Source organism: Bradyrhizobium sp. 521_C7_N1_3, from assembly GCF_052075975.1.
GTDB lineage: Bacteria > Pseudomonadota > Alphaproteobacteria > Rhizobiales > Xanthobacteraceae > Bradyrhizobium > Bradyrhizobium japonicum.
In genome coordinates, this window is sequence record NZ_CP197232.1 from 8,847,752 (window position 1) to 8,861,791 (window position 14,040).

General features: G+C 65.2%; 15 protein-coding genes. 7 read left to right on the forward strand and 8 right to left on the reverse strand.

Annotated elements, in window-relative coordinates; all coding sequences use genetic code 11:
• Positions 1-18 precede the first annotated feature (18 nt).
• The 5 genes from AB7008_RS41855 to AB7008_RS41875 all read right to left on the reverse strand — a co-directional run bounded on the left by AB7008_RS41855 (position 19) and on the right by AB7008_RS41875 (position 7,383).
• A complete protein-coding gene (locus AB7008_RS41855) occupies positions 19-831 on the reverse strand; it encodes an ABC transporter permease (protein ID WP_028161035.1) in 813 nt (270 codons plus the stop codon).
• A 4-nt stretch (positions 832-835) separates the two neighbouring features.
• Positions 836-1,750: an ABC transporter permease gene (locus tag AB7008_RS41860; RefSeq protein ID WP_441260743.1), complete on the reverse strand. Its 915-nt coding sequence runs from the start codon at positions 1,748-1,750 to the stop codon at positions 836-838.
• Positions 1,747-2,919: an ABC transporter ATP-binding protein gene (locus AB7008_RS41865; protein ID WP_441260744.1), complete on the reverse strand. Its 1,173-nt coding sequence runs from the start codon at positions 2,917-2,919 to the stop codon at positions 1,747-1,749. The genes AB7008_RS41860 and AB7008_RS41865 overlap by 4 nt, the downstream gene beginning before the upstream one ends.
• A 182-nt stretch (positions 2,920-3,101) precedes the next feature.
• Positions 3,102-4,562 (reverse strand): glycerol-3-phosphate dehydrogenase, encoded by a 1,461-nt coding sequence (locus tag AB7008_RS41870; RefSeq protein ID WP_441260745.1) that lies wholly within the window; start codon positions 4,560-4,562, stop codon positions 3,102-3,104.
• A gap of 136 nt (positions 4,563-4,698) precedes the next feature.
• Positions 4,699-7,383 (reverse strand): sensor domain-containing protein, encoded by a 2,685-nt coding sequence (locus tag AB7008_RS41875; RefSeq protein WP_041953765.1) that lies wholly within the window; start codon positions 7,381-7,383, stop codon positions 4,699-4,701.
• Between the two features lie 202 nt (positions 7,384-7,585).
• Here AB7008_RS41875 and AB7008_RS41880 point away from each other — a divergent pair, with 202 nt between their 5' ends.
• Positions 7,586-8,689 (forward strand): NAD(P)/FAD-dependent oxidoreductase, encoded by a 1,104-nt coding sequence (locus AB7008_RS41880; protein WP_212454154.1) that lies wholly within the window; start codon positions 7,586-7,588, stop codon positions 8,687-8,689.
• A 146-nt stretch (positions 8,690-8,835) separates the two neighbouring features.
• Here the strand turns inward: AB7008_RS41880 and AB7008_RS41885 are convergent, their stop codons facing one another.
• A complete protein-coding gene (locus tag AB7008_RS41885; protein ID WP_008131172.1) occupies positions 8,836-9,018 on the reverse strand; it encodes a YdcH family protein in 183 nt (60 codons plus the stop codon).
• 328 nt (positions 9,019-9,346) lie between these two features.
• Here AB7008_RS41885 and AB7008_RS41890 point away from each other — a divergent pair, with 328 nt between their 5' ends.
• The 3 genes from AB7008_RS41890 (at position 9,347) to AB7008_RS41900 (ending at position 10,172) form a co-directional block, all read left to right on the forward strand.
• Entirely contained in the window at positions 9,347-9,553 is a 207-nt protein-coding gene (locus tag AB7008_RS41890; protein WP_008546179.1) for a YdcH family protein, read from the forward strand.
• Between the two features lie 127 nt (positions 9,554-9,680).
• The gene (locus tag AB7008_RS41895) at positions 9,681-9,899 is read left to right on the forward strand and encodes a hypothetical protein (protein ID WP_248879876.1); all 219 of its coding nucleotides are present in this window, start codon (positions 9,681-9,683) and stop codon (positions 9,897-9,899) included.
• Between the two features lie 21 nt (positions 9,900-9,920).
• Positions 9,921-10,172, forward strand: coding sequence for a hypothetical protein (locus tag AB7008_RS41900; protein WP_041953776.1), 252 nt, complete (start codon positions 9,921-9,923; stop codon positions 10,170-10,172).
• Between the two features lie 62 nt (positions 10,173-10,234).
• Here AB7008_RS41900 and AB7008_RS41905 read toward each other — a convergent pair whose 3' ends face one another.
• Complete coding sequence (locus tag AB7008_RS41905; protein ID WP_080751882.1) at positions 10,235-10,948, reverse strand: GGDEF domain-containing protein; 714 nt, start codon at positions 10,946-10,948, stop codon at positions 10,235-10,237.
• Positions 10,949-11,089: 141 nt separating this feature from the next.
• On the opposite strand from AB7008_RS41905, the gene purE reads away from it, so the two are divergent.
• Together purE and AB7008_RS41915 are read left to right on the forward strand one after the other, a co-directional pair.
• Positions 11,090-11,578: a 5-(carboxyamino)imidazole ribonucleotide mutase gene (gene purE, locus AB7008_RS41910; RefSeq protein ID WP_028151673.1), complete on the forward strand. Its 489-nt coding sequence runs from the start codon at positions 11,090-11,092 to the stop codon at positions 11,576-11,578.
• Positions 11,575-12,681 (forward strand): 5-(carboxyamino)imidazole ribonucleotide synthase, encoded by a 1,107-nt coding sequence (locus AB7008_RS41915; protein ID WP_248879877.1) that lies wholly within the window; start codon positions 11,575-11,577, stop codon positions 12,679-12,681. The genes purE and AB7008_RS41915 overlap by 4 nt, the downstream gene beginning before the upstream one ends.
• Positions 12,682-12,717: 36 nt before the next feature.
• On the opposite strand, the gene aqpZ is transcribed toward AB7008_RS41915, so the two are convergent.
• On the reverse strand, positions 12,718-13,440 hold the full coding sequence (aqpZ, locus tag AB7008_RS41920) for an aquaporin Z (RefSeq protein ID WP_304491357.1): 723 nt from the start codon (positions 13,438-13,440) through the stop codon (positions 12,718-12,720).
• Between the two features lie 265 nt (positions 13,441-13,705).
• On the opposite strand from aqpZ, the gene rpsU reads away from it, so the two are divergent.
• Positions 13,706-14,002, forward strand: a complete 297-nt coding sequence (gene rpsU / locus AB7008_RS41925) for a 30S ribosomal protein S21 (protein WP_014492442.1) — start codon at positions 13,706-13,708, stop codon at positions 14,000-14,002.
• The last annotated feature ends 38 nt before the right edge of the window (positions 14,003-14,040 follow it).

Sequence of the window (14,040 nt, forward strand, 5' to 3'; positions counted from 1 at the left end):
TCGCAATGACAGCCGAGCCTACAGCGGCGCCGCGCTCTCGCCCTGCGAGCTCGAGAGTTTCGAGGCAAGCGAGGCGATGACGATGACCACCGCGATCAGGGCGATCACCAGTGTGCAGATCGCGTTGATCTCGGGCTTCACGCCAAGCCGCACCTCCGAGTAGATCCGGATCGGCAGCGTCGCCGAGCCCGGGCCGGTGGTGAAGCTCGCGATCACGAGATCGTCGAGCGACAGCGTGAAGGCCAGCATCCAGCCCGCCACGATCGCGGGCGCGATCAGCGGCAGCGTCACGGCGACGAACGCGCGAACCGGGTTGCAGCCGAGGTCCATCGCCGCCTCCTCCAACGAACGGTCGAGCGAGCCGAGGCGGGACTGCACGACCACCGCGACGAAGCACATCGTCAGCGTGGTGTGGGCGATCGTCACCGTCCAGAAGCCGCGCTCGGCGTTGAGCGCGACGAACAGCAGCAGCAGCGACAATCCGGTGATCACCTCCGGCATCACCAGCGGCGCGTAGAGCATGCCCGAGAACAGCGTGCGGCCGCGAAAGCGCTCGCCGCGCGACAGCGTAACGGCTGCGAGCGTGCCGAGCAGCGTGGCGATTGTCGCGGAGGAGACCGCGACCCGCAGGCTCATCCAGGCCGCCTCGATCATGGCGCGGTCGTTGAAGAACTCGTGGTACCAGCGTAGCGACCAACCGCCCCACACCGTGACCAGCCGCGAGGCATTGAAGGAGTAGATGACGAGGATGAGGATCGGCAGATAGAGGAATGCCAGGCCCAATGCGAGCGAGGCGATGTTGAAGCGGGACAGGCGGGAGACCTTGCGCATCGCTTCAGCGCCCCTGTTCGAGCTGCCGCTTCTGCAGCCGCTCGTACAGCAGCAGCGGCACCAGCAGCACCACCAGCAGCACGATCGCCGCCGCGGAGGCCACCGGCCAGTCCTTGTTGGTGAAGAATTCGAGCCACAGGGTCTGGCCGATCATCAGCGAATTGGAGCCGGCCAGAAGGTCCGGGATCACGAACTCGCCCACGATGGGGATGAAGCACAGCAGCACGCCCGCCCCGACGCCGGGCAGCGACAGCGGAAAGGTCACGAGCCAGAACACCTGCCAGGGCGGCGCGCCGAGATCGGAGGCCGCCTCCTCCAGCACCGTGTCCATTTTCGCGAGCGTGGCGTAGAGCGGCAGGATCATGAACGGCAGATAGGAATAGACGATGCCGATATACATCGCAGTGTCGGTCGAGAGCCACACCACGGGCTGGCTGACCAGATGCAGCGCGAGCAGGATCTGGTTCAACAGACCGTCATGCTGGAGGATGTTGATCCAGGCGTAGATGCGGATCAGGAACGAGGTCCAGAACGGCACGATCACCAGCACCATCGCCACCGCCTGCCAGCGCTTCGGCAACCGCGCCATGCCATAGGCGATTGGATAGCCGATCACGAGCAACAGCGCAGTCGCGGTGACGGCGACGGTGAGGCTGCGCACATAGGCGAACACGTAGATGTCGTCTGAGGCGAGCAGCTTGAAATTGTCGATCGACAGCGCGGCGAACGCTGCCTTGAGCGCCTCCCATCCCGCCATCAGGTCGAACACCGGCTCGTAGGGCGGCTGCGCGATCGCCGTCTGCGACAGGCTGATCTTGAGCACGAAGCCGAACGGCACCAGGAAGAACAGCAGCATCCAGACATAGGGCGCGATCGCGGCAAAGCGCGCGGGTCTTGCGAAGATGCGGCGCGAGCTCATGATTGCAGCACCACGCAGTCGTCAGGCGTGAACCAGGCGACGACATGCTGGTTCAGGCTGTAGGCGTCGACGTCGAGGCGCGCGCTGTTGGGGACCGACGCCTGCACGATTCCGCCGGCATCGAGCTTCACCTTGTAGGTGGTGGTGCCGCCGAGATAGCAGATGTCGGCGACCACGCCGTCCAGGGTGTTGATCGCCGTCTCACGACCGGCCTCGCTGACCGGGCCGCGGCGCGACAGCTTGACCTTCTCGGGGCGGATCGCGACCGCCAATTTTCCCGCGCCGACGCCTTCGCGCGGCTCGGCCACCACCAGCGCACCCGCATCACGCGTGCCGATGATCAGACGATGGCCGTCGCGCAATTTGGACTCGCCGTCGAACAGATTGATGTCGCCGACGAACTCCGCGATCCAGCGCGAGCGCGGCGCTTCGTAGAGTTCGCGGGGGCTCGCGACCTGGGCGAGCTTGCCGGCCTTCATCACCCCGATCCGGCTCGCCATGGTCATGGCTTCCTCCTGGTCGTGGGTGACGATGATGAAGGTCATGCCGAGCCGGCGCTGCAGCTCCATCAGCTCGCCCTGCGTGCTCTCGCGCAGCCTCTTGTCGAGCGCGGCGAGCGGCTCGTCGAGCAGCAGAAGCTGCGGCCGCCGCGCCAATGCACGCGCCAGCGCCACGCGCTGACGCTGACCGCCGGAGAGCTGGTCGGGCTTTCGCTTCTCCAGCCCCTCGAGCTTCACCAGCGCAACCATTTCCGCCACGCGCGTGGCGATGTCGGCGCGCGCCATGCCGGCCCGCTTCAGGCCGAACGCGATGTTGTCGCGCACGGAGAGATGCGGAAACAGCGCGTAGTTCTGGAACATCATGTTGATCGGCCGCTCGTGCGGCAGCGCCTGCGCGATGTCCCGGCCGCCGAGCAGGATGCGCCCCTCGTCTGGCGCCTCGAACCCGGCGAGCATGCGCAGCAGCGTGGTCTTGCCGCAGCCGCTGGGCCCGAGCAGCGCAAAGAACTCGCCGGCCTTGATGTCGAGCGACACGCCGTCGACGGCCCGGAACGTCCCGAACGTCTTGGCGACGCTCTCGATGCGCAGCAGCGGCTGCCCCGCCGCAGGAAGCGCATCTCCGCCGGCCGCATTGGCCGCGGCGTCTGTTCTGGGCAATTCGTCCGTCATGGTCCCTGCCAACCCCGATTCCGCCGCACGCTAGCGGCCGATCGTTCCTAGCTCAACCAGTTCGGGGGGGGGTAACTTCCACCGCAGTCCCGTAGCCCGGATGGAGCGCAAGCGTAATCCGGGACGGTCCATCGGTGGTGAGACTTTCCCGGATTGCGCTTCGCTCCATCCGGGCTACGCCACTAGCTTACATTCGCCATGAACGCGGCCAGCGCGTCACGGTCCGCCGCGGGCATCGTCAGACCCAGCTTCGAGCGCCGCCACAGAATATCCTCTGGAAAACGCGCCCATTCGCGGGTCATCAGATAGCGCACTTCGGCGCCGGTCAGTTCGGGGCCGAAGGCGGGGCCGAGTTCGGCGCGGGTCTTCGCCTCGCCGAGCACCGCCGGCAAGCGTGAGCCGTAGGCCGCAACCAGACGCTGGGCCTCGGGCTCCGACAGAAAGCGCCAGCGGTCGCGGGCGAGGTCGATCTCGGTGTCGAAACGATCCCAGGCAAAGTCTCCGCCGGGCAGCGCTGCGCCGGCCGTCCAGGGCGGCGACATCGGATAGAACGGCGTCAGCTTCGTCACCGCCCGCTCGGCGCGCAGGCGCGAGGTGGTGACGTCGCCGCCGAACACCGTGATCAGCGGCGCCTTGCGCCGGCGCGCGTGGAACAGCGTCGTCCCGTCGCGCCGCCGCACGGACGCCAGCGTCAGGTTGACGCCGGAGACCGCGCGCACCACGTCGGTGGGCGCGACGGGCTCGCGGAAATAGCGGCTGGCGGCTTCGCAGAGATAGCTGACGTCGGCCCCAGGCATCGCCACGATCGCGGGATCACCGGTGAAATCACGAGTGACCGTGCCGATCAGCGTGAAATCGCGCTCGAGGGGGCTCGCGAAGATCAACCGCCCATCGCTGTTCTGGAAGACGTAGACGTTATCGGACTCGAACAGCCGCGGCACGATGATCTGGCTCATCTGCATGGCCGCCATGGTGGGCTGCGGCTGGCGCAGCACGGTCTCTGCGACGATCGACGTCCAGCCGCCGGTGGCATTGGCCAGCGCCCGGGCCGTGATCACGCGGCGATGGCCACGATCGACCACCGCGAGGCGCCATGTGTCGGTTCGATCGGCGCGGACACAGCGCGCCCCGGTCCGGATCGCAGCGCCGCGTTCGGCGGCGTCCAGCGCCGTCAGCACCACCAGACGGGAATCATCGACGACGCAGTCCGAATATTCGAAAGCCGTGCCGAACGGACGCTTCAGCGCGTTGCCGACCGGATGATGCGTGATGTCGAGGGTCGTCGCGGCAGGCAGGCCGCTCCGACCGGTGAGGCTGTCATAGAGGTACAAGCCGGCGCGCAGCAGCCAGGGTGGACGCTCCTCGGAATGGGCCGGGATCACGAAGCGCATCGGCCGGACCAGATGCGGCGCGATCGCAAGCCAGGTCCGGCGCTCGGCCAAGGCCCGGCGCACCCGCCAAAAACCGCGACGTTCCAGCACCGACAGATCGCCATGGATCAGCCGCGGCGTCGCGGATGACGCCGCCCCGCCGAGATCGCCCTGCTCCAGCAAAATGACCCGCAGGCCGCGGCCGGCCGCATCGCGGGCGAGGCTGACACCGTTCAGGCCGCCGCCGATGATCGCAAGGTCGTAATCCGCCATGAAGCCGTCGAATGGGAGCTAGCGCCCGCCATCACTAGAGCCATTTCCGCTCCGATGAAATCGGAACGGGGCTTTGGATTCTTATTTTGACGCGTTTTCTTTGCGCGAACCGGTATCCACTTGGCTCGAAGACGCTCTAGCCGGTCTTGAGCGCAAGCTCCATGGTCTCGGCGCGGCCGACAAGGCCGGCATATTTGCCGATCGGCAGCGGCTTGCCGAGCAGGTAGCCCTGCACGCCGTCGCAACCCTCCTTGGCAAGGAAGGCGAGCTGATCGAGGGTCTCGACGCCCTCGGCGATGATCGACATTTCGAGGCCGTGGCCGAGATCGATCACGGCGCGCACGATGGCCGCCGATTGCGGATTGCGGCCGAGATTGATGATGAAGGCGCGGTCGATCTTGATCTTGTCGAACGGGAACGCCTGGAGATAGCTCAGCGAGGAATAGCCGCTGCCGAAATCGTCCATGGAGATGCGCACGCCGAGCGCCTTCAGCCGGCGCAGCAGGGCGAGACCCCGATCAAAGTCCTCGATCAGCACGCCCTCGGTGATTTCCAGCTCGAGCCGGCCGGGTGCGAGGCCCGTCTCGATCAGGATCGAATGGACCAGCCCGACCACGTCGCCGTGCATGAACTGCGCCGGCGACAGGTTGACCGCGACCTGGAGCGGCTTCGGCCAGGACGCCGCCTCGCGGCAGGCCTCGCGCAGGATCCACTCGCCCATCTCGACGATCAGGCCGCTCTCTTCGGCGATCGGGATGAATTCGGCCGGGGAGACCTGGCCGCGCACCGGATGCTGCCAGCGCGCCAAGGCCTCGAAACCGATGATCTCGCTTTCGGCGACGCTGTGGCCCGCGACGCCCTGCGGCTGGAAAGCGAGCGCGAGCTCGCCGTTCTTGATCGCCATCGACAGGTCCTGATGCAGCACGCGGCGGTCGCGGATCTGCTGGTCCATCTCGGGCTGGTAGAGGCTGATCGTGCCGCGCGACTTCTGCTTGGCGCGGAACAGCGCTGCGCCGGCATTGGCGAGCAGCGCCGCGCCGTCGGCACCATTATGCGGGAAGATCGACATGCCGGTGGTGGCGCCGGCGCGAACCGCCCGGCCGTCGATCTGGAATTCCTGGGCAACGGCCTCGCCGATCTGCTGTGCCAGCGCAAGGCCCGCCTCCGGCTGCTTGCCGTCGATGATCAGGCCGAACTCGTCGCCGGACAGGCGCGCTACCACGCCGCCGCGCGCGGAATCCTGGAGCCGCTGGGCCACCTCGATCAAGAGCTTGTCGCCGAGCGCATGACCGAAGACATCGTTGACCTCCTTGAGGCCGTCGAGGTCGACGCAGAGCACGGCGAACTCCTCGCTGGTGCCTTCGCAGGCCTCGATCATCTGGGTCAGCGCCTGAAGGAAGGCGGCGCGGTTCGGCAGATCGGTGAGGCCGTCGTGATAGGCCATGTGCGCCATGCGCGACTCGGTCTGCCGGCGATCGGTGACGTCTTCGTGGGTCTTGATCAGATATTGCGGCTCGCCGGCATCGCTGAGCACGGTCGCCCGCCGGGTCAGGAACAGCCGCAGGCCGTCCTTGGTGGAGATCGGGTGCTCCTCGGTGATCATCCCGCGCTTCTTGATCGCGGCCTCGTCGCGCGCGATGATCAGCTTGGCTTCCTTGGGATTGAAGATGTCGGAGGCGGTCAGGCCCGTGGCCTCTTCGCGCCGGCGGTTGAGGATCGTCTCCGCGCTGCGATTGGCGAGCAGGTAGCGGCCGTCCTTGACCTGCTCCACGATCAGCGCCACCGGAATGTTGTCGACCACGAGCTCGAGGAACTTCTTCGTGCTCTCCAGCTCCTGCGACAGCGAGCGGCGGTCGGTGATATCCTCGAACACGAGCATCAGGAATTCGGGCTTGTTGCTCTCGTCGCGGACCACGATCCGGATCGAGGCAACCATGCGCCGCTCACCGGCGCGGTCGACCTCGAATTCATTGCGGAACTGGCCGTCCGGCGAATTCAGTGCCGCCTTGTCGGCCGCCTCGATGCTGGCCGCCGAGATGGGCGCGAACAGCTCACGCGCATTCTTGCCGACGGCGTGGTCGCGCGAGAACCCCCAGAACCGTTCATAGGCGCTGTTGGCGAAGATGTAACGACCGTCCTCGATGTTCTTCGCGGCGACGCAGGCCGGCACGTGGTCCAGCACGGTTTCCAGGAATTGCTTGGTGGAGGCGAGCTGCCGTGACAGCTTGCGCTGATCGCTGACGTCCAGATGCGTCGCGACCGAGCCGCCGTTCGGCAACACGAAATATTTCACCAGGATGGCGCGGCCATCGGGCAGTTCGGTGATCAGGCCGTTGGGGCTCGCCGCCTTCTCGTAGAAATCGTCGTCGGAGACGGCGAGGACCCCGCGCTGCCGACGCAGCTCGAGGATGTCGTAGCCGGTCATGCCGGTCCACAGATCCGAGCGCGTCAGGCCGTAGATCTCGAGATAGCGGTCGTTGCAGAACATGATGCGTCGTTGCGCATCCGTCATCACCACGCCCTGGTTGAGATTGTTCATGGCGGAGGAGACGAAGGCGTTGCGCCGCAGCTGCAAGCGCTTGGTGCGGCGCAGCGAGGAATGGATCCACAGCGCGATGGCGGCCAGGAACGCACAGACGACGATGCCGCCGATCAGCGCTTCCCAGACCATGTTGGGATCGAGCTTGCCGAGATAGCTCGGCGGCGCGAAGCTGTCCGAGAGCGCAAAGGCGCGCGCAGGCGCGACCGCGCTGGCCAGGCACACGACGGCCTGCACAGCAATCGGTAGCGTGCTGCCCACGTGCCAGTTCTTCTCAGCCATCAGCCACCCGCGCTTTCAACGTCGGATTGTCTGGCTTCACGGGTTTGGATCGGGTAAACGCCTGTACGCGCAACAGAAAAATGTGACGCCAAATACGGCAATTGCCCTGACATGATAAATGCTTCCTTAATGGAAAATGGCCCCGCGCCGTGGTTCTCGGGCCTGATGCCACCGATGCTTTCAACGGACACACTGAACAACCATGGATAGGGTCGACTGCGTCGTCATTGGAGCCGGCGTGGTCGGGCTCGCGGTGGCTCGAAAGCTTGCCCAGGCCGGGCGCGAGGTGATCGTGCTCGAGGAAGCCGAGGCCATCGGCACCATCACCTCCTCGCGCAACAGCGAGGTGATCCATGCCGGGATCTATTACCGAGCCGGCAGCTGGATGGCGCGCATGTGCGTCAGCGGCAAACACGCGCTGTACCGCTACTGCGGCGAGCGCGGCATCCCGCACAAGAACTGCGGCAAGCTGATCGTCGCGACCAGCGCCAAGGAGACCGAGAAGCTGCAATCGATCAAGGCGCATGCCGAGGCCAACGGCGTGCTCGACATGCAGCTGCTCACGGGCGAGGCCGCGCGCGCGCTGGAGCCGGCGCTCGCCTGCGATGCCGCGCTGCTCTCGCCATCGACCGGCATCATCGACAGCCACGCCTACATGCTCTCGCTGCGCGGCGAGGCCGAGGCGGCCGGCGCCGCCTTTGCGTTTCACACCCCGCTGATCCGTGCCAAGGCAGCCGGCGATGTGATCGAGATCGAGGCCGGCGGCGAAGCGCCGATGACGCTGCAATGCGGCCTGCTCGTCAACGCCGCCGGGCTCTCGGCGACAACGGTCGCACGCCACATCGACGGCATGCCGATCGACCGGATTCCGCCGGCCTATCTCGCCAAGGGGAACTATTTCAGCTGCAACGCCAGGGCACCGTTCTCGCACCTGATCTATCCGGTGCCCGAGCCAGGCGGGCTCGGCGTGCATCTGACGCTGGACATGGCTGGGCAGGCACGCTTCGGCCCCGACGTCGAGTGGATCGAGACGATCAATTACGAGGTCGATCCATCACGCGCCGAGCGCTTCTATCCGGCGATCCGGAAATACTGGCCGACGCTGCCCGACGGCGCGCTGATGCCGAGCTATTCAGGCATTCGCCCGAAGATCGTGCCGCCGGCGGTGGCCACGCAGGATTTTCTGATGCAGGGCCCGCGCGATCACGGCGTCGAAGGCCTGATCAACCTGTTCGGTATCGAATCGCCGGGACTGACGTCATCGCTCGCGATCGCCGATCACGTCGCCGAGCTCGCCAACATCTAGAGCGTTTTCGCGCGAAGTGGATACCGGCTCGCGTAAAGAACGCCGCGCAAATAGCTTTGCACGGCGCGCACCTTCTGGCAGGGATGAGCAACAGCTCTCACCCCTGCGTGAAGGGTAGGTCCAATTTTACGCTGTTACGGGGGTTACTAGTGGAGCGTGTCGCCGGTGTGCTTCAAGCGCTCGATCTGGTCCTTGACCATCAACTTCCGTCGCTTCAACTCAACAATTTGCAGGTCGTCTGTTGAAAGGTGCACTAGAGCTTCGTGCAATTCGTTTTCGAGCGTTTTGTGCTTCCGTTCCAATTCAACCAGATGTGCCTGAATTGTCATTCGAAACCTCCTCGGTAGGGGGAAACCTTGGATTCGATCCGGACGAGCAAGTGTACATCACCGATTCGTTCTGTCGATATGTATCCGTCGTCGCGGCGTCATTTTTGAAAATTCATATGTAACGAACCGTGAGTAAGGAACCACGCTGGAAAAATCCATGATATCAACGTGCTTGCGCAACACTGCTGCGAATCGTCGAAATATCTTGCGAGAGTTCGGTGAGCGGCGGCCCGAGATCGCTTGCGATCACGGCGCGCAAGGACGATAATTTCCACAGGGCATCCACAGCCTTGAATCTCACGCCCATCGGGTTTCGGCCACCGCGAACATGACCAATGAAGACGAGCGTGAGCTCGAAGCCGAGCTCACCCGGTTGCAGCAAGAACACCGAGATCTCGATGCCGCGATCGATGCGCTGCATCAATCGCCTGCCCCAGACCTGTTGCGGTTACAACGGTTGAAGAAGCGCAAGCTGTTGTTGCGCGACCGTATCGCGTTCATCGAAGACCAGATCACGCCGGACATCATCGCCTGATCCGCGAGGCCCTTTTCGTGGCAGCTCGCCGCATCCGAATCCGCTTGATTCGAAAAGAACAAAATAGGAACATTTGGACATCCCACCGCCCCAGGAAACGCCCAGGAAACCCCCGAGGACAACGCAGATGTCGGCAACCGCCCTTCTCGACAACAGCCATTATGAACAGGCCTGCGACCAGGCGATCGCGATGTGCGACGGCAATCTGCGCAGCACCATCAAGGCGCTGATCATGGCCAACGAATATCTGGAAGCAGAGCTGGAAGAATTACAGGCGGCGATTTCAGCCGGCTGCATTCCCGAGACCGCACGCACCAAAGTGCGGAGCAACAGCAGCGCCGCCTGAGTTCAACATCGGAGCAACGCCATGTCGGATATAACCTACTACGTTGCAATGCCCTTCCTGATCGATGCCGACGGATCGCCTGTCGCGGGCGCCGCGGAGGAATGCCAGAGCTCGGCGGCCGCGTTGCGGCGCGCCGAGATCATGGCGCACGGTGCCGGCCATATCGGCGCGGTTGCGTTCAGCCGCAGCGGCGATCCCATGACCGGCGAATTCGGCGACGCCACGCTGCTGCGCAAATTCGGCAACGTGCCGGAAGATCTGGCCACGCTGTAATGGTTGTTGCTCGAGCATGATCTCCGCGCAACGCGGTCCGCGCTTGTCGCGAAGATCGTGCCCTAGTTGCCGACCAGCCTGATCCGCGGCTCGTGCCGCCGGTGCGCCTTGCGTACATACATGGCGGCATCAGCCTCCTCCAGCGCGCGACCTGCGTCGGACTGCGCCCCCAGCAGCGCGACACCTGCGGAGGCGCCCGCGGCCACGCGCTGACCGCGAAAGGCAAACGACAATTCGTCGATCGCCTGCTCGAAGGTCGCGGCCTTCGCCTTGGCGTCGGTCTCGCTGAGATTCCAGAGCAGCAGCGCGAACTCGTCGCCGCCAAGCCGGCCGACCACGTCCGAGGCGCGGACCTGCCGCGTCAGGGTGGCCGCAATCGCCTTCAGCACCTCGTCTCCGGCGGCATGGCCGAAGGAATCGTTGATCGGCTTCAGGCGATCGACGTCGAGGACGATCAGCGCGCCGCTGGCGCGGTAGCGCTTCATGTAGGCGATGGCGCGCGCGAGCTCGCGCTCGAAGCCGCGCCGGTTCGGAATCTCGAGCAGGAAATCGGTGTCGGCCGCAGCCTCCAGTTCCGCGACCCGCCGCTCCGCCTCCTTGAGCTTGCTCCGCAAGCCGCGGATGGTCGCCCTGGTGTCGTCGGCAGCCGGCGCTCCGCGCCGCGCCGGCTTGGCCGAGCGCTTCGCCAGCCGCCTGGGGGCGGCTTTGGAGCGGCTGGCGCTGGTCTTCCGGCCCTTTTTGGCCTTCGCAGCGCTTGCCCTTTTTGGTTTCTTCATGGGCATCCTGCTCAATGAAGGCTTGCGGGGATTCACCAAGACAGGATAGTGCATTCCCTTCTCCTTGCCACCGCCTTGCGAGCCACCGGCCGGAACCATTAATCTGGCCTATCTTTCTGTTTTCCGAGCACAATTGACGTCATGACCGCGCCGATCGCCATCATCATGGGAAGCCAGTCGGACTGGGAGACGATGCGGCATGCCGCCGACACGCTCGCAGCGCTCGGCGTTGCCGCCGAGACCCGCATCGTTTCGGCACACCGCACCCCCGACCGGTTGTTTGCATTCGCCAAGGGCGCCAAGGCGGCAGGCTACAAGGTCATCATCGCCGGCGCAGGCGGCGCTGCGCATCTGCCCGGCATGGCGGCGGCGCTGACGGAACTGCCCGTGTTCGGCGTTCCCGTCGAATCCAGGACGCTCAAGGGCATCGATTCGCTCTATTCGATCGTGCAGATGCCCGCGGGAATCCCGGTCGGCACCCTCGCCATCGGCAAGGCCGGCGCGATCAACGCGGCGCTGCTTGCAGCTTCAGTGCTCGCATTGTCCGACCCGGCTCTGGCCGACCGTCTAGCTGCCTGGCGCAAGGCACAGACCGAGGCGGTTGCGGAGCGCCCGGAGGACAAGGCGTGACTGACGCAAAGCAGGTGAAGCTGAAGCCCGGCGACACCATCGGAATCCTCGGCGGCGGACAATTGGGGCGGATGCTCGCCATGGCTGCGGCGCGACTCGGCCTGCGCTGCCAGGTATTCTCGCCCGATCCGGACTCGCCCGCCTTCGACGTCGTGCTGAACGCGACCTGCGCCGAATATGCCGACGTCGAAGCGCTCGAGCTGTTCGCCAACGACGTCGACGTCATCACCTACGAATTCGAGAACGTGCCGTCTGCCGCCGCGATGGTGCTGGACGCGCGCCGCCCGGTGCTGCCCAACCGCAAGATCCTCGAGACTACCCAGGACCGGCTCGCCGAGAAGGATTTCGTGACGAAGCTCGGCATCGGCACCGCAGCCTATGCCGACGTCACCTCGGTCTCCTCGCTGCGCGAGGCGATCGCCCGGATCGGCCTTCCGGCCGTGCTGAAGACCCGCCGCTTCGGCTATGACGGCAAGGGCCAGGCCATCATCCGCGAGGGCGACGACATCGCCAAGGTGTGGACCAGCCTCGCCACCAAATCGGCGATCCTGGAAGCCTTCATCCCGTATGAGCGCGAGATCTCCGTGATTGCAGCGCGCTCGGCGACCGGCCAGGTCGAGTGCTTCGACGTCACCGAGAACGAGCACCGCGACCACATTCTGAAGATCTCCCGCGCCCCCGCACAGATTCCGGATGCGCTCGCGGAAGAGGCGCGCAGCATCGCCGGCAAGATCGCCGGCGCGCTCGATTATGTCGGCGTGCTCGCGGTCGAGATGTTCGTGCTCGCCAACGGCACCGGGCCGAAGGTGCTGGTCAACGAGATCGCCCCGCGCGTGCACAATTCCGGACACTGGACGCTCGACGGCGCCTCGGTCTCGCAGTTCGAGCAGCACATCCGCGCCATTGCCGGCTGGCCGCTCGGCAAGGCCGTACGCCACGGCGAAATCGTCACCATGACCAATCTGATCGGCGACGAGATCAACGATTACGAGAAGTGGCTGAGCGTACCGGGCGCGACCGTGCACATCTACGGCAAGGGCGCACCGCGCCCCGGCCGCAAGATGGGCCACGTCACCGAAGTCAGGCCGACGAAGGGCAAGTAGCGGGACCACAGCGCATGCCGCGATCCCGCCTTTCGATCAGGCCGTCTTCACGCCCGCGACGACGCCTGTGGGCTCCTCGCTGAGCCAGCGATAGAGCACCCCGCCCAGCGCGCCGCCGATCAGCGGTGCGACCCAGAACAGCCAGAGCTGCGCCAGCGCCCAGCCGCCGACGAACAGCGCGGGCCCCGTGCTGCGCGCCGGATTCACCGACGTGTTGGTGACGGGGATGCTGACGAGATGGATCATCACCAGCGCGAGCCCGATCGCGAGGGGAGCGAAGCCCGCGGGCGCGCGGCCATGGGTGGCGCCCATGATGACGAACAGGAACATCATGGTCATTACCACCTCGGTGACGAAGCAGGCGATCAAGCTGTACTGGCCGGGCGAATGCGCGTCGTAGCCATTCGACGCAAAACCCTTGCTGACGTCGAATCCGGGCGCACCGCTGGCGATGATGTAAAGCAGCTGGGCGGCGACGATTGCGCCGCAGACCTGCGCGATCACGTAAGGCAGGATCTGTCCCACCGGGAAGCGTCCGCCGGCGGCAAGCCCGACGGTGACGGCCGGGTTGAGATGGCAGCCTGAGATGTGTCCGATCGCGTAGGCCATGGTGACGACGCTTAAGCCGAACGCCAGGGACACGCCGACCAGGCCGATCCCGACCTGCGGAAAGCCGGCGGCGATCACCGCGCTGCCGCAGCCTGCGAATGTGAGCCAGAAGGTGCCGATCGCCTCGGCAGCATATTTCTTCATATCCATGTAGCGTCTCCCCTAATTCCAGGAATTTCCGGAACAAAGCTCCGGGAACTGCCCCGTCCTCGGCGCTAAACCACCCAAATCGGGGCCGCACGGAGGTATTTTCGCCTTATTTAATGGCTGAACTTGGCCCGAAAACCTGCTTGGCAGGTGGACATCGCGGGTTTTGTCTGATACATCCGCGCCCTCAAGGTTAAGGGCTTGTGCGTTTTCGCCATCCCCTTTGACTTACCAGAATTCAAATCCGATCCACTGAAGAGGATGCCGCGTGCAGGTTCTCGTTCGCGATAACAATGTCGATCAAGCCCTCAAGGCGCTGAAGAAGAAGATGCAGCGCGAGGGAATTTTCCGCGAGATGAAGCTCCGCGGTCACTATGAGAAGCCCTCCGAGAAGAAGGCCCGTGAAAAGGCCGAGGCCGTGCGCCGCGCGCGCAAGCTGGCCCGCAAGAAGCTGCAGCGTGAAGGCCTGCTGCCGATGAAGCCGAAGCCGGTGTTCGGCGCCGGTCCCGGCGGTGATCGTGGCGGCCGCAGCGGCCCGGGTGCAGGTCCGCGTGGACCGCGCTGATTCTGCCTGACTTGCAGGACTTCAGTTTTCCAAGACTT